The following is an 18,167-nucleotide window of genomic DNA, read 5'->3' as shown; positions in this document are numbered from 1 at the left end:
CCGCGCCTGAAGGTCGGCGATATCCATGCCGCGCCGATTAAGGCTGAATTAATGGCCTTCCCGTCGGCCAGGGCTGCCGTGACGCGACAGTAACCGTGCGATCGGCGACAATTGGCGCTTTGCCGATTGCCCGGAGACCCGACCGATGACCACCCGCCGCGAACTCGCCAACGCCGTGCGCGCACTCGCCATGGACGCCGTCGAGGCGGCCAAGTCCGGCCATCCGGGTATGCCGATGGGCATGGCCGACATCGCCGAGGTGCTGTGGAACGATTTCCTGAAGCACAACCCGGCCGATCCGAAGTGGCCCAACCGGGACCGGTTCGTGCTCTCCAACGGCCACGGCTCGATGCTGCAGTACGCGCTGCTGCACCTGGCCGGCTACGACCTGCCGATGGCCGAACTCAAGCGCTTCCGCCAGCTGCATTCGAAGACTGCCGGCCACCCCGAATACGGCCACACGCCCGGCGTGGAAACGACCACCGGTCCGCTGGGGCAGGGTCTTGCCAATGCGGTCGGCTTCGCGCTCGCCGAGAAGGTGCTGGCGGCGCACTTCAACCGTCCCGGCCACACCGTCGTCGATCACCACACCTACGTGTTCCTGGGGGATGGCTGCCTGATGGAAGGCATCTCGCACGAAGCCAGCTCGCTGGCCGGCACCTGGGGCCTGGGCAAGCTGGTGGCGATCTACGACGACAACGGCATCTCCATCGATGGCGAGGTCGAGGGCTGGTTCACCGACGATACGGCCAAGCGCTTCGAAGCCTATGGCTGGAACGTGATCCGCGGCGTCGACGGCCATGACGCCGAGGCGATCAAGCGCGCCATCACGCAGGCCACCGCGCAGACCGACAAGCCCACGCTGATCTGCGCCAAGACCGTCATCGGTTTCGGCGCGCCACACAAGCAGGGCAAGGAAGAAAGCCACGGCGCGCCGCTGGGCAAGGACGAAGTAGCCGCTGCGCGCGAGCAACTGGGCTGGAACCATCCGCCGTTCGAGATCCCCGCCGAGATCTACGCCGGCTGGGACGCCAAGTCCAAGGGCGCCAAGCGCGAGCAGGATTGGAATGCCACGCTCGATGCCTACGCCAAGGCGCACCCGGACCTGGCCGCCGAGTTCAAGCGCCGCCTTGCCGGCGAACTGCCGCCCGACTGGGCCGACAAGGCGCAGGCGTACATCGCCAGGATGCAGGCCGAGGGTCCTGAAGTGGCCTCGCGCAAGGCGTCGCAGATGGCGCTGGACGCGTTCGGCCCGCTGCTGCCCGAGTTGATCGGCGGCTCGGCCGACCTGGCCGGTTCCAACCTCACCAAGTGGAAGGGCAGCAAGGACGCCGGCAACGGCAACGGCAGCGAAGGACAAGGCAACTACGTCTACTACGGCGTGCGCGAGTTCGGCATGACCGCGATCGCCAATGGCCTCGCGCTGCATGGCGGCTTCATTCCGTACGACGCCACGTTCCTGGTGTTCTCCGACTATGCGCGCAACGCCGTGCGCATGAGCGCGCTGATTCCGGCGCACGCCATCCACGTCTACACGCACGACTCGATCGGCCTGGGCGAAGACGGCCCGACCCACCAGCCGGTCGAGCACCTGGCGAGCCTTCGCTACATTCCGAACAACCAGGTGTGGCGCCCGTGCGACGCAGTGGAATCGGCGGTGTCGTGGAAGGCGGCCATCGAACGCAAGGGCAACCCGGCCTGCCTGGTGTTCTCGCGGCAGAACCTGAAGCACCAGCAGCGCAGCGAGCGGCAGGTGGCCGATATCGCTCGCGGCGCCTATGTGCTGTCCGATCCGGCCGACACGAAGTTCAAGGCGATCCTCATCGCGACCGGCTCCGAAGTGGAGCTGGCGATGGAGGCAGCGCGCACGCTGGCCCAGCAGGGCGTGCCGGTGCGCGTGGTTTCGATGCCGTGCACCGAGGTGTTCGACGAGCAGCCGCAGGAATACCGCGAAGGCATCCTGCCCTCGTGGTGCCGCGCGCGCGTGGCGGTGGAAGCCGCCACGGCCGACTACTGGCGCAAGTATGTGGGCCTGGACGGCGAAGTGATCGGCATGACCAGCTTCGGCGCCTCCGCCCCCGCCCCGCAACTGTTCGAGCACTTCGGCTTCACCGTCACCCACGTGGTGGACGCGGTCAAGCGCACGATCGGCTGACCGGATGCCTCCCGCTGTGGCAAGCCATGGCGGATGGCCGCCGGCTTCCGGACGGAGCGCGCGGGCGGGCTACTCCCGTCCGGCGATCAGGCCGTCGAGCGTGTCCAGAGCGGCTTTGCCGTGTTCCTTTGCCGGGGCCATCTCCGTCCTGGCACACGTGCCGTCAATCACGTTCGCCTAGGCCGTATGCTCCCGGCGGCGCGCGTCGGCATCGCCAAGCAACGCTTGCCGGAGCGAGTGGCCGGCATCGTCCGGTGCCGGCCAGATCGCGCTCACATCGCGGTAGTGTCTTGCCACGCATGCCAGCGAAAGGCGCCACGGGACGGCAGCCTTTAAGGCTGCGTCGCGCGTCGGTTTCGCCCTTTCCGGGTATCGGGTTTTCAGCCGATCAGTGCGTCGAGATCGGCCGGCGTGGCGGCGATCGCCGCCGCGCCGGCCTGTTCCAGTTCGACACGGCTGCCGAAGCCCCACAGCACGCCGATGCCGCGCACGCCGTTGGCCACGGCGCCCTCGATGTCGAAGTGGCGGTCGCCGATCATGACGGTTTCTTCCGCGGTGGCACCGAAGTCCGCCATGGCGGCGGCGATCATGTCCGCCTTTTCGCTCCGCGCACTGGATGGGTCGGGTCCGTACAGCCGCAGGAAGGCGCGACCGAACGGCAACTGCGCCAGGATCGGTTCGGCATGCCGGTGCGGCTTGCCGGTGACGATGGCCAGCTGGTGGCCGGCATCGAGCAGGCGGCCGATCAGCGGCTCGATGCCCGGGTAGACCGAGTGCTCGCGCCAGCCGTGCGTGTCGAAGCGCTCGTGGTAGTGCTCCACGGCCGCCTCGACCTGCGCCGCGTCGTGGCCGAGCAGCGGCCCGAAGCTGTGGCGCAGCGGCGGGCCGATCCAGCTGCGCAGCTCCTCCGCCGTCGGGATAGCCACGCGCAGGCGCTCCAGCGCATGCTTCACGCACGCGGTGATTCCATGCTCGGAATCGATCAGCGTTCCGTCCAGGTCGAACAGGCAGAGCATCAGCTGTTTGCGCGCGCCTTGAGGGCGGCCACCGCCGGCAGTTCCTTGCCTTCGAGGAATTCCAGGAACGCGCCGCCGCCGGTGGAGATGTAGGAGATCTTGTCGGCGATGCCGTACTTGTCCACCGCAGCCAGCGTGTCGCCACCACCGGCGATCGAGAAAGCCTTGGAATCGGCGATTGCGTGCGCCAGCGTTTCAGTGCCCTTGCCGAAGGCGTCGAACTCGAACACGCCGACCGGACCGTTCCACACCACCGTGCCGGCCCCGGCGATCAGTTCGGCGTAGCGGCGTGCGGTTTCAGGGCCGATGTCCAGGATCATCTCGCCGTCCTTGACCGCATCGACCGGCTTGACCGTAGCCGACGCGTTGGCGGAGAACTCCGGCGCCACCACTACGTCCACCGGCAGCGGCACTTCCGCGCCGCGGCGCCTGGCCTCGGTCATGACCTTCCTTGCCGCTTCGACCAGGTCGGGCTCGTACAGCGAGTTGCCCACGCCGTAACCGGCCGCCGCGATGAAGGTGTTGGCAATGCCGCCGCCGACGATCAACTGGTCGACCTTGGCCGTAAGGTTGTCCAGCAGGGTGAGCTTGGTCGAAACCTTGGAGCCGGCCACGATCGCCAGCAGCGGGTGCGCCGGCTGTTCTAGTGCCTTGCCCAGCGCGTCCAGCTCGGCCCAGAGCAGCGGGCCGGCGGCGACCTGCGGGGCGAAGCGGATGACACCGTGGGTGGAGGCCTGCGCGCGGTGCGCGGTGCCAAAGGCGTCCATGACGAACACGTCGCAAAGGGCGGCGTACTTCTTCGAAAGCGCTTCGTCGTCCTTGCCCTCGCCGACATTCATGCGGCAGTTTTCCAGCACCACCACTTCGCCTTCGGCGACGTCCACCCCGCCCAGGTAATCGGCGACCAGGCGCACCGGCGCGCCGAGCTTGCCACCGAGCCACTTGGCCACCGGGGCGAGCGAGGACTCGGCGTCGAACTGGCCTTCCTTCGGGCGGCCCAGGTGCGAAAGCACCATCACCTTCGCCCCGGCGTCGCGCGCGGCCTTGATGGTGGGCAGGGCGGCATCCAGGCGCTGGGTCGAGGTGATGCGGCCGTCCTCGATCGGTACGTTCAGGTCTTCACGGATCAGTACGCGCTTGCCACGCAGCTCCAGATCGCTCATGCGGGTGATGGACACGGCGGCACTCCTCGGGAATGGAAATTCGGTAAAGGGTCCGAAATCAATCGGATGCGCCATCGGTCCGGCGCGAACCGCCTATTGTCCGGTTCAGGTTCCGAGGATGCAACGCCGCTGCCGGCCGGTGCACCGCACGGCGCCGGACGCGCGTGGTGGCGCCCGCTCGGTTTATCCTGCCGGCCACTACCGGCAGGGAGAATCTCCATGGCAGCGGAACTGTTGGCGTTGTACGGCTATTGGCGCTCCAGCGCGGTCTACCGAGTGCGCATCGCGCTCAACCTCAAGGGACTGCACTACGAAACGCGGCCGGTGCACTTGTTGCGCGATGGCGGCGAGCAGCATGGCGAGGCCTACCGCGCGCTCAACCCGCAGCAGCTGATTCCCTGCCTGCGCGACGGCGAGCGGGTGATCACCCAGTCCATGGCCATCATGGAATACCTGGAAGAGACCGTTCCCGAACCGCCGCTGCTGCCGGCCGATGCGCGCAGCCGCGCCCGGGTGCGCGCGCTGGCACTGGCGGTGGCCTGCGACATCCATCCGCTGGGCAACCTGCGCGTGCTGCAGTACCTGGAGGGCCGGTTGGGCGCGGGCGAGGCGCAGAAGCTTGCCTGGTCGCGGCACTGGATCGAGACCGGTTTCGATGCGTTGGAGGCGATGCTCGAGGGCAACAGCGCCACTGGACGCTACTGCCACGGCGACACGCCCGGCCTGGCCGATGCCTGCCTGGTGCCGCAGGTCTACAACGCGTTGCGGTGGCAACTGCCGATGGATCGCTGGCCGACCATCGCGCGCATCCACGCGGCGTGCAACGAGCTGGAGGCATTCCAGGAGGCAATGCCCGAGCGCCAGCCGGACGCGCCGTAGCGCCCACCTCCGCGAGGCACTACCTGACGCGCTTCCTCTCCCCGGGGGAGAGGGGGGCAAAGAAAAGGGCGCATTGCTGCGCCCTTTTGAACCTGGTTCGCGACCTCAGAACCCCAACCCATAAGGGTCGTTCCCGACCAGCTCCGTCGCCTCCGCGCCGCCGCCTTCCGACAGGCGGATCTTCAGCGCCAGGCCATCGCGCGAATCGGCCTTGGCCAAGGCTTCCTCCAGTTCGATGCGCCCGCTCTTGTAGAGCTTGTACAGCGACTGGTCGAAGGTCTGCATGCCTTCCTGCAGGCTGCGGTCCATCGCTTCCTTGATCTCGTGGATCTGGCCGCGGCGGATCATGTCGCGGATCAGTGGCGTGTTGAGCAGCACCTCCACCGCCGGCACGCGGCGGCCGTCCTTGCCGATCACCAGGCGCTGGCTGATCACCGCGCGCAGGTTGAGCGCCAGGTTCATCAGCACGTTCTTGTGCGCCGACTCGGGGAAGAAGTTGAGGATGCGCTCCAGCGTCTGGTCGGCGTTGTTCGAATGCAGCGTGGCCAGGCACAGGTGGCCGGTCTCGGAGAAGGCGACCGCCGCCTCCATCGTGTCGGTGTCGCGGATCTCGCCGATCATGATCACGTCGGGAGCTTCACGCATCGCGTTCTTCAGCGCCTCGTGGTAGCTGTGCGTGTCCAGCCCGACTTCGCGCTGGTTGATGATCGACTTCTTGTGCCGGTGCAGGTACTCGATCGGGTCCTCGATGGTGAGGATGTGGCCCGGCGAATTGGAATTGCGGTGATCGAGCATCGCCGCCAGCGTGGTCGACTTGCCCGAACCGGTCGCGCCGACCACCAGGATCAGGCCGCGCTGTTCCATGATCAGGTCGCGGAAGATGGTCGGCAGCTGCAGCTGGTCGATCGACGGGATCTCGCTCTTGATCGCGCGGATCACCATGCCCACTTCGCCGCGCTGCTTGAACACGTTGATGCGGAAGCGGCCAGCTTCCTTCACCGCCAGCGCCATGTTGAGCTCCAGGTCGCGCTCGAACTGCGGTACCTGGCCCTCGTCCATCAGCGAGTAGGCGATTTTCTTGACCATGCCGCTGGGCAGGCCCGTGTTGCCCAGCGGGTAGAGCTTGCCCTCGACCTTGATGTTCACCGGGGCGCCGGTGGTCAGGAACATGTCCGACGCGCCCTTGTCTACCATCAGCTTGAGGAAGTAACCGATATCCACGAAGGACCCCTGGGGTGATCGCGCTTTCTTGTGGCGCGTTGCAAAGCAGGATTATGCCTGCCCACAATACGCGGCGACACTGCGCGAGGAATGAGTGATGGTGCACATCTTTTCCCGGCTGCCCCGGCGCTTGAAGCGTATCGGCAGGGCGTCGGGCGGCTTGACCCTGGTAGTGGCGCTGCTGGCGCTGGCCGGCTGCGCCAGCGTCCCGCCGCCGGATGCTTCGATGAACCAGGCGCAGGCCTTGCTGCAGTCCGCCCGCGACGCCGGCGCGGCCGACTACGACCCGGTCGACCTCGGCTTCGCCCAGGCTAAGTTCCAGCAGGCGCAGGCGGCCATGGCCACGCGCAAGTACGCCGATGCCGCCAACCTGGCCGAAGAGGCCCGCGCCGACGCCGAGCTGGCCCGCACCCGCGCCCAGTTGGGCAGCGCGCGGGCGCAGATCCAGGCCAAGGTCGACGAGAACACCCGCCTGCGCCAGCAGACCGAGCAGGCGCCGGCCCAGCCGGCCCCGGCCGCGGCGCCGGCTCCGGCCAGCAGTGCGCCGCAGACCCTCCAGGACATGCCGGCCCCGTCTTCTTCGGTGCTGTCCGCGCCGCTGCCGCAGGATGGTGGCTTCCAGCCCATGCCCGCGCCGTCCCAAAGCACCCACCAGGGAGGCCAGCGATGAAGCGCCTTGCCACCACCGCGTTGATCGGCCTGCTGGCGCTGGCCGGTGCCGCCCACGCGAGCCAGGACGACATGGACGTCAACCGCCTGAACGCAAGCCTCAACCAGCTGGCCAACGACCCGAGCCTCGGCACCTACGCCCAGGCTGAGCAGGCGCTGGCCCACGCCGCCATCGCGCGGCTGGAGCAGGCCGGTCGCAGCGAGCGCCCGCATGCGCTGTACCTGGCCGAACGCCGGGTCGACCTGGCCAAGGCCGCCGCCCAGTTGCAGGACGCTCAGGGCAAGCTGGCCCAGCTCGACCGCGAGCACGACCAGATCCTGCTGGAAGCCAGCCAGCGCGAAGCCGAAGCCGCCCGCATGGAGCTGGAGCGCCAGCGCATGCAATACCAGATGGCGCAGGAAGAAGCCGCCCGCCTGCAGCAGCAGGGCATGGCGGCCTCGCAGGAGGCCGAGCAGGCGCGCGCCGAGGCCGAGCACGCCAAGAAGCTGGCGGCCGCGCAAAGTCGCGTCGCCCGCGCCGCCCGCCGCGAAGCCGAGCTGGCCGCACAGGCCGCGCGCGCCATGCGCTCGCAGATGCAGGGCGACCAGTCGACCTCGCCCGAGGCCGAGAAACCGGCGCAGGCCAGGAAAAAGAAGACCTCCAAGGGACATTGAGCAAGCGCCGGGCTCGCTTGCCGGCGCAAACCTGTGCCTGCGCCGAAAGTCCCTCCGGGCAGGCGGGCTCGGCCGTGGAAAACACGGCCTGCCGCGGCTTCCAGCGGTGGCTTGCGTGGTCCAGGGGGCGGGAGTAGGGTCGGGGTTGCCAAGGAGCACCCGCTCCATGGCTCACTGACCTGAAACATGCGCCCATATCCCCCCGCACTTTGGTCCTGTTCCGCGTTCACGCGTACGGGACGTGGGCGCGCGCGCTTCATCCGCCCGCGGGCGTGCCGATCACGCGCCCGCTCATCTCGCGAGGAGGTCGGATCATGTTCGAAAACCAGCAGCGTGACGATGTCGAAGCATTCATGAAGGCCGACGCCGAGTTCCGTCGGCTCTATCAGCACCACCGCGAACTCAAGAGCAAGGTCCACGACGCCGAGATCGGCGTGCTCCCCCTGGACGATTTCACCTTGGCCGGCATGAAGAAGGAAAAGCTGTACGCCAAGGAACGCCTGCAACGCATGTGGGATGCACGCGTCCCGCAGATGCACTGAACCCCCGTTTCCCATCGCGGCCCCGGCCCTTCCGAACGAAGCGCCGGGGCCGCGCGCTTTCCGCAGTAGCCCATTCCCGACGCAAGGCGCTCGCCGGCTTGCGCGGCGCCTCGGTTATCATCCGTCCCCCAGCCAGCGCCCTGTGCGCGGCCTTTCGACGGAGACGCCATGACGGTTCACCAAAGCGTGCTGGAACTGATCGGGCGCACCCCGATGGTGCAGGCCCAGCGCCTCGACACGGGTGTGTGCGAGTTGTTCCTCAAGCTCGAAAGCGCCAACCCCGGCGGTTCGATCAAGGACCGCATCGGCCTGTCGATGATCGAGGGTGCCGAGCGCGCCGGGAAGATCAAGCCCGGCGCCACGCTGGTCGAGGGCACCGCCGGCAACACCGGCCTGGGGCTGGCGCTGGTGGCGCAGGCCAAGGGCTACCGGCTGATCCTGGTGGTGCCGGACAAGATGAGCCGCGAGAAGATCTTCAACCTCAAGGCGATGGGTGCCGAAGTGGTGCTGACCCGTTCGGATGTCGCCAAGGGCCATCCGGAGTACTACCAGGACATGGCCGAGCGGATCGCCCGCGAGACCCCCGGCGCCTACTTCATCAACCAGTTCGGCAACCCGGACAACCCGCGCGCGCACATCCAGACGACCGGACCGGAAATCCTCGAGCAGATGGACGGGCGCGTCGATGCGGTGGTGGTCGGCTGCGGTTCCTCCGGCACCATGACCGGCCTGTCGCAGTTCTTCGCCGAGCATTCGCCGCATACCGAGATCGTGCTCGCCGATCCGGTCGGCTCGATCCTGGCGCAATACATCAACGAGGGCACCTTGTCGGACAAGTCGGCCAGCTGGATGGTCGAGGGCATCGGCGAGGACTTCCTGCCGACCATCAGCGACTTCTCGCGGGTGAAGAAGGCCTACGCCATCTCCGATCGCGAGAGCTTCCTGACCGCCCGCGAACTGCTGGCCAAGGAGGGCGTGCTGGGCGGCTCCTCCACCGGCACGCTGGTCGCCGCGGCGCTCAAGTACTGCCGCGAGCAGGCGTCGCCCAAGCGCGTGGTGACGCTGGTCTGCGACACCGGCAACAAGTACCTGTCTAAGATGTACAACGACTACTGGATGCTCGACAACGGCTTCATCAAGCGCGAGCAGCACGGCGACCTGCGCGACCTGCTGCTGCGCCCGTTCGCCCAGCGCGACACCGTGGTGGTCGGCCCGAACGAGCTGCTGATGACGGCCTACACGCGCATGAAGCTGTACGACGTCTCGCAGTTGCCGGTGATGGACGGCACTCAGCTGGTCGGCATCCTGGACGAGTCGGACGTGCTGATGCACGTGCACGCCAACGAAGTGCGTTTCCGCGACCCGGTTTCCACCGCGATGATCACCTCGCTCAACAAGCTCGACGTGCATTCGCCGATCGAGGCGCTGCTGCCGGTGTTCGAGCGCGGGCACGTGGCGATCGTGGTCGACGGCGAGCAGTTCCTCGGCCTGATCACCCGCATCGACCTGTTGAACTACCTGCGCCGCAAGGTGCACTAAGCGCAGTCGCGACGCCGTCTTCGCGAAACCGTAACTACCCTCCATCCTCGCTCCGAAGGAAGCCTGACCCATGTGTGGAATCGTTGCCGCCACCGCCCAGCGCGACGTCGCGCCGCTGCTGATCGCGGGCCTGAAGGCGCTCGAATACCGCGGCTACGATTCGGCCGGGCTGGCCGTGCTCGATGACGACGCCATCCGCCGCGTACGCGCCAAGGGCAAGGTGCGCGAGATGGAGGCGCTCTACCTGGCCGACCCGCTGCGCGGCGGCACCGGCATCGCGCACACCCGCTGGGCCACCCATGGCGTGCCGAACGAAGCCAATGCGCACCCGCACATGGTCGGGCGCGTGGCGCTGGTGCACAACGGCATCATCGAGAACTACGCCAGCCTGCGCGAACAGTTGCAGTCGCGTGGCCACGTATTCACCTCCGAGACCGACACCGAGGTCATGGCCGCGCTGATCGAGGAGCGCATCGCCGGGGGCGTGGGGCTGCGCGAAGCGGTGCTTGCCACCGCGCGTTCGCTCGAAGGCGCCTATGCCATCGCGGTGATCAGCCGCGACGAGCCCGGCCACGTCGTCGGTGCCCGCCGCGGCGCGCCGCTGCTGGTTGGCGTCGGCATTGGCGAGAACTTCCTCGGTTCCGATGCCCAGGCGCTGATCCAGGTGACCAACCGCATGGTCTACCTGGACGAGGACGACGTAGTGGAGATCACCCGCGACAGCGTGCAGGTCTACGGCCTGGACGGCGCGCCGGTGGAGCGCGCGGTGCACCAGAGCGAGCTGTCGACCGACGCGGTCGAGCGCGGCGAATACCGCCACTACATGCAGAAGGAAATCCACGAGCAGCCGCGCGCGGTCAATGACACGCTGGAGGCGCGCATCGGCCCGCACGGCGTGCTGCCGAACATCTTCGGTGTGGGCGGCGACGAGCTGCTGGCCAAGGCCCGGGGCATCCACATCATCGCCTGCGGCACCAGCTACCACGCCGGCCTGGTCGCCAGGTACTGGATCGAGGAGTACGCGCGGCTGCCGGTCAGCGTCGAGGTGGCGAGCGAATACCGCTACCGGGACACGGTGGTGCCCGACGGCACCCTGTTCGTGGCCATCTCGCAGTCCGGCGAAACCGCCGACACGTTGGCGGCGATGCGCGAAGCGCGCCGGCGCGGCTATCTCGCCACGCTGGCGATCTGCAACGTGCCCGAATCCTCGGTGGTGCGCGAGGCCGACCTCAAGCTGATGACCCGCGCCGGCCCGGAGATCGGCGTGGCCTCGACCAAGGCCTTCACCACCCAGCTCGCTGCGCTTGCCCTGTTGTGCCTCAGGCTCGCCGAGCAGCGCGGACTGGAGCGGGACCGCTACGCCGACCTGTGCGCACAGCTGGCGCACCTGCCGCGTGCGATCGAGGAAGCCCTCAAGCTGGAGCCGCAGATCGCCGAACTGGCGGCGTTGTTCGTGCCGCTGGAGCATGCGCTGTTCCTCGGCCGCGGCGCGCAGTATCCGGTCGCGCTGGAAGGCTCGCTCAAGCTCAAGGAAATCTCCTACATCCATGCCGAGGCGTACCCGGCCGGCGAACTCAAGCACGGTCCGCTGGCGCTGGTCGACGAGGCCATGCCGGTGGTCGCGGTGGCGCCCAACGGGCCGCTGCTGGACAAGCTCAAGTCCAACCTGCAGGAAGTGCGAGCCCGCGGCGGGCGCCTGATCGTCTTCGCCGACGAAAGCGCGCCGATGGACACCGGCAACGCCACCGGCACGACACTTCGCATCGAAAGCGGCGGTACCTTCATCGCCCCGGCGGTGTTCACCGTCCCGCTGCAATTGCTCGCCTACCACGTCGCCGTGCTGCGCGGCACGGACGTCGACCAGCCGCGCAACCTGGCCAAGTCGGTGACGGTGGAATAGTTTCCAACGGGGGTGTCCTGCGATACTGCGTGGAGATCATCACCCCACAGCTTTGGCAGCCCCAAATTTCATGTCAGCATCGAGAGCTCGCCGCGGCGATCGTTAGAAATAGAGATGAATTGGGACACAGCTTCAAAGCTATCGCCGAGGAGTTAAACCAAGCGGGTCTAGTAAGTCCTAGGGGAGTGCCCTTCTACGCTACGTTAGTCCACTCGATATATCGAAAATGGCGCGCCAAGGACGTGCGCGAGCGCAGGAAGGCTCGGTTCTCGATCACGTACGTAACGGTGCATAAAGAATCCATGCACCATGAAATTTCAAAGGACAGGGGTTGATGTATTACGAAACCGCCAAGCTGCCAGAAAAGCCGGCTGAGGCATCGGCGAAGTTCACCGTATACCTGGTCGGAGATAGCGAGGAGCGGTATGTTTACTGCCCTGTCCGCGGGCGGGCCTATAAGGTCGATGGCAAACCGGAGGAAATTGTCCGCCAATGGTGGCTCTATCGCCTGCGCGACCATTACGGCTACCAGTTTAGCCAGATTGGCGTCGAGGTGCCCGTCAAGGTCGGTGCTACGGAAGCAAAAAAGAAGGCCGACATAGTTGTATACAAAGACTCGACAAAACGGATTCCTCGGATTTTCGTCGAAGTAAAGAAGCCAGATCGCAAGGACGGTGTAGACCAGCTAGAGGTCTATATGAATGCGACTGGCTGCAGGTTGGGGCTCTGGAGTAATGGCGCCCCGCCCCATGTATATTTACTCCGAGTCGAACCAAAGGAGGGGGAGGAGGAAGCTAGTTGGCGCGAGTTAAGGAACATCCCTTCTGCTGGCGAAGACATTTCGTCTGTAGACAAACCAATAACTCGTAAGCAACTGGAGCCGGTAAGCGATTTTCTGAGCATTCTTCGTGAATGCGAGGATCATATTAAGGCGCATGAGGGCATCAATGTATTTGACGAGATATTCAAGCTCATTTTTGCAAAGCTATACGACGAGCGACGAAATTTAAAGAATGACAACTCGCCTGCAAAGTTTCGCGTGGGCGCGCTTGAGTCGGCTGCGGATGCTCGAGTTCGTATAAACAAGCTGTTTGTTGATGCCAGGGCTCAATGGCAAGGGGTATTTGCTCCCGGTGAGGAGCTCAATCTGAGCGATGAGACGCTAGCTTTTTGCGTCTCTGCTTTACAAAAAGCCTATCTCCTGAAATCAGACGCCGATGTTCTAGGTGCTGCATTCGAAGTAATGGTTAACCCAACCATGAAGGGAGACAAAGGACAGTATTTCACTCCCAGGCACGTCATCAATCTGTGCATCGACGTCCTTGATCCGACGGAAACAGAGACGATATTCGACCCCGCTTGTGGTAGCGGTGGCTTTCTAGTGTCTGCAATGGACCACGTCTTCAAGCAAATCCGATCGGAACGAGATGACGAGAGTGAAATTCTCGAAAATCAAAAGGATTACGCGACCAATAACGTCTTCGGCATGGACTATGACCCGATGATCGCTAAGGTCGCCAAAGCATACATGCTGATATGGGGTGACGGGAGGTCCAATATCAGCGTGGGCGATGGCCTGAATGATAATAATTGGTCAGATGACGCGCGGGCCAAATTCCAGGTACTCAACGGCGTTCGACGCGAACACCGCAAGTTCGACATCATTGCCACGAACCCACCATTTGCCGGTGATATTTCCGCTGATGATACTCTGTCCCGCTACAGGCTCGCCTTCAAGACTGATGCTAGTGGCAGAACAAAACGCCTAAAAAAGGTATCGCGTGACGTGCTGTTTTTAGAACGTTGCTTGGACTCGCTCGCGCCTGGAGGGCGAATGGCGATTGTGTTACCGAGAGGCATCTTCAAGAATTATACCGATGAGAGAGTTCGGCGCTTTCTAATGGAGCGTGCGAAGGTTAAGGCGGTTGTGAGTCTTACCGGTTCGATGTTCAAACCTTTTACCAACACGAAAACGTGCGTTCTATTCATTGAGCGTCGACAACACGATATCGTTGATGTCTCGAAGGCAAAAAAAGATGGGCCAATCCTATTTGCAGTGTCCGAGATACCCGGCAAGGACCAAAGCGGAAAGCTAGTGCGGAACGCAAAGGGTGAGATCATTTCTGACTTGGGCGAAATTGCTAAGTACTTGAAGAAAAACTTGGCCTGGGGAGGTAAGTGATGGCCCTTGTTACTAAACGCCCATTTGTCGATACGCTCCTTGATCTCAAGAGCGACGAGGACGGTGTTGTATTACAGAACCATATTCTTGAGCCTGAATATCATCAGGACTTGTACCGCCTTGCCTGTGAAAACGCGAAAGCTAGCAGTGGTGCTTTCCAACTCGGGGACACCGCGAGAGTGCAGCGTGCGCCGAATAGAGGACGCCAGCCTGATTATGTCGACGACGAGACCGACCCTGAAACGCTGAAGTTTCAGGGTATGCTGGATCATTACGGACATATTGTTGATGGCTCCCAAACAACGAACGTTTGCGCGCTCAAATCAGTTTCCGTTAGATGGGGGTATGTTGACTTCGGTGTTGCTCGGGCAGTTTCCAAGGACTTTTTCGATAAGCACAAAGATAAATGTGGCGTAAGGAAGCACGACCTGCTGATTAATTCCACGGGAGATGGAACTATAGGTAGGGTGGCTATTTACAATAAAGAATTCCCGGCGCTCGTGGACGGGCACATAACGATTGTGCGCTTCAAGCAGCCTCACTATGCCTGGTATGCGGCGGCCTATCTGCTGAGCGAGCAGGGGCAGCGCCAAATTTATCGGTACATCAATGGATCCAGTGGACAGGTGGAAATTTATCCACAGGATATTTCTCGTCTATGGATACCGGCGAAAACGGAACCTGTAGTGAAGGAAATTGCGAAAAAGTTCCAGAAGGCCATCAGCAAATACGAGGAGTTCGAAGTCGAGATGACCTCAATGCTGGCGATGGCGTGATGCCGGAGGACGATGCACTTCAGTCGAGCGCGCTCTTGGCATCGTCGTGTAGCATCATCTCGATGGTCGTTCAGTTTTCAAGCATCCGTCTCCGCGCGGTGGCTTGAAGGTACCTCCTAAGCATCTTTTGCCGACCGACCGTAGTCGGCACGTCCTGCGAATCGCTCGGACCAGTGGGGATGGAGCGAAGCCGACCGTGAATCAGACCGAGGTACGGTTACGATTGATGAAGCTGAGGGAGATATTCGACCTTAGCGTCGGGGCATACGCTCTGCTCACAGAAGAGCCTGCTCGCAGTGAACTATCGAAATACACCGTTAGGTACAACGATCTTGGGGCCTTCCAGGCCACGAAAAGTGATCCGACGCCCGAAGGGTGGAGGTTGACCTATCAGATTCAATTCCGTGACGCCGACTATCGCCAGGCGGCCCAGGCATTGGTCGAACGTTCAAAGCGGCAGGCGATCATCGAGAGCTTCGCCCTCATTCGCGAGTACTCCAAGGACACACCGGCGTGGGCAGAGATGTCGCAAGAGGCGTGGTTCTACTTCACGATGTTCTATCGCAACGCGGTGGCGCACAACGGTCGGTGGCAGTTTTCCGCCAAAGATAGAGCAAAGCTTCCAATTACCTTCATGAACATTCGGATCGAAGAATCCATGGACGGCGAGAGCATCGATGGGTTTCTAAATCTATGGAAAGCTCGGCAGCTGCTGGCGAAGATGGAACGCTTCGTCATTGGCGATCGCAATTTGACCTAGCTGCAACCTAACGGATTGCCTGGGACGATCAGACAACGAGGTCAGGTTTCGGCATCTTTGAGGACCTCCCAAATCTTGCACTCGAGCCCGGAGCAAATGCGTTCCAGCGTATCCAGCTGCAAGTTCTTCTCTCCTCGCTCGATCGCGCTGTAGTAGGTGCGGTGCATTTGGATGTGATCGGCGTAGCTTTCCTGGCTGAAGCCGGCTGCTTTCCGGCGTACGCGCAGCGCTTCCCCTAGTTGCTTCAGCAGGTGGTCGGTCATCCTCCCACCGTAGGTTTCCGCCCCTTTTAGCACTACAGATCTATAGGTAGACTACTTATAGATTCCATAGGGGCATGGCTATGCGTAGGTGTGCGGCAAGTTTGGCGGTCCTTTTCCTAGCCTTGAGCGGCGTTGGCGGATGTACGAACAACGGCGACTCGGAAGCTAAGACTGCAAGCCACGAATCGGAACACCCCGAAGCAGTGGATGCCCAAGCCGCTGCGGACGGAGCAGCTATGGCAGCGCGTGGCGCCATCGATAGTCAAACCGCCAGCGACCAGGATGTGCCCGCCGTAGGGAAATGGATCACCGACGAGGGCTCGGGATCGCTAGATGTTGCCGCCGAGAGCGGGCTATACAGCGCAACAATCACGGTGGCCTCCGACGAAGGAGCCACGGCTGACCTAACCGGACCGTTAAGCAGGCAAAGGGATGGGACCTATCTGCTCAAGAACGAGGATGGAACCTGCTCAGCCTCCATTCGCTTTGCGGACGCAACCACGGCTGTCGTGAGCGGCGATAACGGCGGCTGCGATGGCGCCGGAACTACGCTGAATGGCACGTATTACAAGGGACCACATGCGAAGCCGTCTGCGGTAGCACGTGCGGTTGACAACGACGCTGCCAGCGAACCAGTCGCCACCGAATCAGCCGCAGATGAGGTCGGCCCAACAATCAAAGGTGTCCGACTCGGGCAGGCAGCCGCTTCCGTCCAGGCTTCCGTACTGAAAGCGATAGAGGCGGACGAGTCGAGCCTGCCCGAAGCCAAGCGTCTCAGCCACTCCATACAGGACGACAGCACGTTGCGTGCAGCTGCCTACACGGGAGGGGCCATGTCGGCGGAACAACTGGATGCCGCCAACGCTGCTCACCAAAAGGCGATCGGGGCGTTTGGTTGCGACCCCCAGCCAATCTTGGATCGCAACCGCGATATTTCAGGCGGGCGCTGGATGTTGTTCGGCGCCCCGGATACCGGACGTTGCGTGGTCGCCATCCACTTTGGATCCAACCAAACCGTTGATTGGTACCGGATAGACCAGGACGCAGCCGATTTGCTATTCGGAGCCGGACGAACGTCCGTCGACCAGTTCTACCAGGCCCTCATCGACAACTATTCGATCCCGTCGCTCGACGTGAGCAAGAAGCCGATCTTCTCCGAGCAGAACGGCGATCTTCTCGCCACGGATGAATCAGCCTCGTACGAAAGCCCGGACGGGTGGCGGATCGAGCTTGCAGGGAAGACGCTTACCGTCATCTCGCTTGCGCCAGCCTCCAAGCGCTTCAACTAGGTTGCGGGCATCCGGAAGGGCAAGCGAATGACCGCACTCCACTTGCGCGTCTTCAGGCCAGCGCTACTTACGCGCCAGCTCCTTCGTCAAGTCGATCAGCGCGAAGCACCCCTTGCCGTCGTAAACAACGGGTACTTCCTTGCCGGGGAGCTTCTTCAAGAGCGCGACGAGCTTTTCGGTCGAAATGGTCGCTCCGGTACTGGACGCGGCTTTGAAGTGATCAGAAAGCTTCATGCGATCCATCCACACGCCTTGCGGCTTCTGCTACAAGCTGACGGATCAACTCCGAAGGGCTGACCGACCGAGCCAGGCTCAGCCGCATAAGCTCGACATCTAGCTGCTGATCCAGGCGGAAGTGCCTCGTCTTCACCAGTCGCTGGACACTTGCTTTTTCCATAGTGGGTACGTCTCGCTTGATGGCAGATAGTCGGGTGTCTTAGTTAGGTACCGTGCGATCGCATCCACGCTGCCGTCTGGGCGGATTGGTTCAATGCGGAAGGAGTTCAAGCGTAGAGGACGGTACTGACCAGCCCGCCGGAAAGAGTTCAAGTCTCGGCGAAGCCACTTGCTTCGTATCCCCTCGCATAGCCAATCCCCATAGGGCTGTGGCAACGCCAGTAGGCCGTGGTAGTGATAGTGACCACCAGGCGAGCGCTCGACGACGTAGTCGTAGTCGATCTTCGGATGCACATGGTACGGAAGGCAGCGTTGCACTCGGTGCATGAAGTGCTGGTCCCAGAACACGCGCATACAGTCCGAGCTTGCGAACTTGGCGCTGCGCACGTACGTCGATAGGGTGACGGCGAGGACAGCGTTGCCGTCTGCCAGATAGGCGTTGTACTTCGTGCTCAACAGTTCTCTTGTTTTCATTTGGTTCTTTCCTTTCTTTTTTTTAGGCAGCACTTCGCTTTAAGCGGTTGGCACCCAACCGCTTGGGTTATCGACCATGGGACTTACACACCCAACAAAGGCAACGCCGTGGTGATTCTTCTAGTTGTCCGGAACGCCCACGTATTTAGGTGGCGCGTTACGGCACGGGCGGCTGTTCATCCGGGGGCGCGGGAGGGGGTTATCTAGCCGCCAACACAGGTTATGCGTCCCGGGACCCAAAGTGGGGCAGGGCGAGGCAGGGCGAGGCAGGGCGAGGCAGGGCGAGGCA

17 protein-coding genes are annotated in these 18,167 nt (G+C 63.3%); 11 read left to right on the top strand and 6 right to left on the bottom strand.

From position 1 onward, the window contains the following. Nucleotides 1-145: 145 nt before the first annotated feature. Nucleotides 146-2,155 carry a transketolase gene (tkt, locus tag BMZ38_RS13095; protein WP_091338460.1) on the top strand — a complete coding sequence of 670 codons (2,010 nt, stop codon included), beginning with the start codon at nt 146-148 and terminating at the stop codon, nt 2,153-2,155. Between the two features lie 380 nt (nt 2,156-2,535). Here tkt and BMZ38_RS13090 read toward each other — a convergent pair whose 3' ends face one another. Beyond that, nucleotides 2,536-3,171 (bottom strand): HAD hydrolase-like protein, encoded by a 636-nt coding sequence (locus BMZ38_RS13090; protein ID WP_091338457.1) that lies wholly within the window; start codon nt 3,169-3,171, stop codon nt 2,536-2,538. Continuing rightward, entirely contained in the window at nt 3,171-4,349 is a 1,179-nt protein-coding gene (locus tag BMZ38_RS13085) for a phosphoglycerate kinase (RefSeq protein WP_091338456.1), read from the bottom strand. Before BMZ38_RS13085 ends, BMZ38_RS13090 begins: the two co-directional genes overlap by 1 nt. Before the next feature lie 204 nt (nt 4,350-4,553). Between BMZ38_RS13085 and maiA the strand changes: the two genes are divergently transcribed. Next, nucleotides 4,554-5,213, top strand: coding sequence for a maleylacetoacetate isomerase (maiA, locus tag BMZ38_RS13080; RefSeq protein ID WP_091338453.1), 660 nt, complete (start codon nt 4,554-4,556; stop codon nt 5,211-5,213). Nucleotides 5,214-5,318: 105 nt separating this feature from the next. Here the strand turns inward: maiA and BMZ38_RS13075 are convergent, their stop codons facing one another. Beyond that, nucleotides 5,319-6,434: a PilT/PilU family type 4a pilus ATPase gene (locus BMZ38_RS13075; RefSeq protein ID WP_175483746.1), complete on the bottom strand. Its 1,116-nt coding sequence runs from the start codon at nt 6,432-6,434 to the stop codon at nt 5,319-5,321. A gap of 97 nt (nt 6,435-6,531) precedes the next feature. Here BMZ38_RS13075 and BMZ38_RS13070 point away from each other — a divergent pair, with 97 nt between their 5' ends. The 8 genes from BMZ38_RS13070 (at nt 6,532) to BMZ38_RS13035 (ending at nt 15,456) form a co-directional block, all read left to right on the top strand. After that, nucleotides 6,532-7,104 (top strand): DUF4398 domain-containing protein, encoded by a 573-nt coding sequence (locus BMZ38_RS13070; RefSeq protein ID WP_091338450.1) that lies wholly within the window; start codon nt 6,532-6,534, stop codon nt 7,102-7,104. Then, nucleotides 7,101-7,757, top strand: a complete 657-nt coding sequence (locus BMZ38_RS13065) for a hypothetical protein (RefSeq protein ID WP_091338448.1) — start codon at nt 7,101-7,103, stop codon at nt 7,755-7,757. The genes BMZ38_RS13070 and BMZ38_RS13065 overlap by 4 nt, the downstream gene beginning before the upstream one ends. A gap of 314 nt (nt 7,758-8,071) precedes the next feature. Next, entirely contained in the window at nt 8,072-8,299 is a 228-nt protein-coding gene (locus BMZ38_RS13060; RefSeq protein WP_091338447.1) for an HP1242/YdcH family protein, read from the top strand. Between the two features lie 168 nt (nt 8,300-8,467). Next, nucleotides 8,468-9,838: a pyridoxal-phosphate dependent enzyme gene (locus tag BMZ38_RS13055; RefSeq protein ID WP_091338444.1), complete on the top strand. Its 1,371-nt coding sequence runs from the start codon at nt 8,468-8,470 to the stop codon at nt 9,836-9,838. A 70-nt stretch (nt 9,839-9,908) separates the two neighbouring features. Then, entirely contained in the window at nt 9,909-11,738 is a 1,830-nt protein-coding gene (gene glmS / locus BMZ38_RS13050) for a glutamine--fructose-6-phosphate transaminase (isomerizing) (protein WP_091338441.1), read from the top strand. A 334-nt stretch (nt 11,739-12,072) separates the two neighbouring features. Continuing rightward, on the top strand, nt 12,073-13,920 hold the full coding sequence (locus BMZ38_RS13045; protein ID WP_091338439.1) for a type I restriction-modification system subunit M: 1,848 nt from the start codon (nt 12,073-12,075) through the stop codon (nt 13,918-13,920). Beyond that, nucleotides 13,920-14,696 (top strand): restriction endonuclease subunit S domain-containing protein, encoded by a 777-nt coding sequence (locus tag BMZ38_RS17615; protein ID WP_139202434.1) that lies wholly within the window; start codon nt 13,920-13,922, stop codon nt 14,694-14,696. Before BMZ38_RS13045 ends, BMZ38_RS17615 begins: the two co-directional genes overlap by 1 nt. 196 nt (nt 14,697-14,892) lie before the next feature. Beyond that, nucleotides 14,893-15,456, top strand: a complete 564-nt coding sequence (locus BMZ38_RS13035; protein ID WP_139202435.1) for a hypothetical protein — start codon at nt 14,893-14,895, stop codon at nt 15,454-15,456. 41 nt (nt 15,457-15,497) lie between these two features. On the opposite strand, the gene BMZ38_RS13030 is transcribed toward BMZ38_RS13035, so the two are convergent. After that, complete coding sequence (locus tag BMZ38_RS13030; protein ID WP_091338431.1) at nt 15,498-15,719, bottom strand: helix-turn-helix domain-containing protein; 222 nt, start codon at nt 15,717-15,719, stop codon at nt 15,498-15,500. 236 nt (nt 15,720-15,955) lie between these two features. On the opposite strand from BMZ38_RS13030, the gene BMZ38_RS13025 reads away from it, so the two are divergent. Further along, on the top strand, nt 15,956-17,008 hold the full coding sequence (locus BMZ38_RS13025; protein WP_091338429.1) for a hypothetical protein: 1,053 nt from the start codon (nt 15,956-15,958) through the stop codon (nt 17,006-17,008). A 63-nt stretch (nt 17,009-17,071) separates the two neighbouring features. Here BMZ38_RS13025 and BMZ38_RS17815 read toward each other — a convergent pair whose 3' ends face one another. After that, complete coding sequence (locus BMZ38_RS17815) at nt 17,072-17,242, bottom strand: hypothetical protein (RefSeq protein WP_175483747.1); 171 nt, start codon at nt 17,240-17,242, stop codon at nt 17,072-17,074. 132 nt (nt 17,243-17,374) lie between these two features. Next, on the bottom strand, nt 17,375-17,878 hold the full coding sequence (locus BMZ38_RS13015) for a hypothetical protein (protein WP_091338425.1): 504 nt from the start codon (nt 17,876-17,878) through the stop codon (nt 17,375-17,377). Between the last annotated feature and the right edge of the window lie 289 nt (nt 17,879-18,167).

The organism is Frateuria terrea (genome assembly GCF_900115705.1).
Classification (GTDB): domain Bacteria; phylum Pseudomonadota; class Gammaproteobacteria; order Xanthomonadales; family Rhodanobacteraceae; genus Frateuria_A; species Frateuria_A terrea.
The sequence above is the reverse complement of the archived record's forward strand: the minus strand, read 5'-3'. Positions and strand labels throughout refer to the sequence as shown.

Coding starts and splice junctions, on each gene's coding strand:
- tkt (WP_091338460.1), top strand. CDS start 146: ATGACCACCCGCCGCGAACTCGCCAACGCCGTGCGCGCACTCGCCATG.
- BMZ38_RS13090 (WP_091338457.1), bottom strand. CDS start 3,171: ATGCTCTGCCTGTTCGACCTGGACGGAACGCTGATCGATTCCGAGCAT.
- maiA (WP_091338453.1), top strand. CDS start 4,554: ATGGCAGCGGAACTGTTGGCGTTGTACGGCTATTGGCGCTCCAGCGCG.
- BMZ38_RS13070 (WP_091338450.1), top strand. CDS start 6,532: ATGGTGCACATCTTTTCCCGGCTGCCCCGGCGCTTGAAGCGTATCGGC.
- BMZ38_RS13065 (WP_091338448.1), top strand. CDS start 7,101: ATGAAGCGCCTTGCCACCACCGCGTTGATCGGCCTGCTGGCGCTGGCC.
- BMZ38_RS13060 (WP_091338447.1), top strand. CDS start 8,072: ATGTTCGAAAACCAGCAGCGTGACGATGTCGAAGCATTCATGAAGGCC.
- BMZ38_RS13055 (WP_091338444.1), top strand. CDS start 8,468: ATGACGGTTCACCAAAGCGTGCTGGAACTGATCGGGCGCACCCCGATG.
- glmS (WP_091338441.1), top strand. CDS start 9,909: ATGTGTGGAATCGTTGCCGCCACCGCCCAGCGCGACGTCGCGCCGCTG.
- BMZ38_RS13045 (WP_091338439.1), top strand. CDS start 12,073: ATGTATTACGAAACCGCCAAGCTGCCAGAAAAGCCGGCTGAGGCATCG.
- BMZ38_RS17615 (WP_139202434.1), top strand. CDS start 13,920: ATGGCCCTTGTTACTAAACGCCCATTTGTCGATACGCTCCTTGATCTC.
- BMZ38_RS13030 (WP_091338431.1), bottom strand. CDS start 15,719: ATGACCGACCACCTGCTGAAGCAACTAGGGGAAGCGCTGCGCGTACGC.
- BMZ38_RS13025 (WP_091338429.1), top strand. CDS start 15,956: ATGGCAGCGCGTGGCGCCATCGATAGTCAAACCGCCAGCGACCAGGAT.
- BMZ38_RS17815 (WP_175483747.1), bottom strand. CDS start 17,242: ATGAAGCTTTCTGATCACTTCAAAGCCGCGTCCAGTACCGGAGCGACC.
- BMZ38_RS13015 (WP_091338425.1), bottom strand. CDS start 17,878: ATGAAAACAAGAGAACTGTTGAGCACGAAGTACAACGCCTATCTGGCA.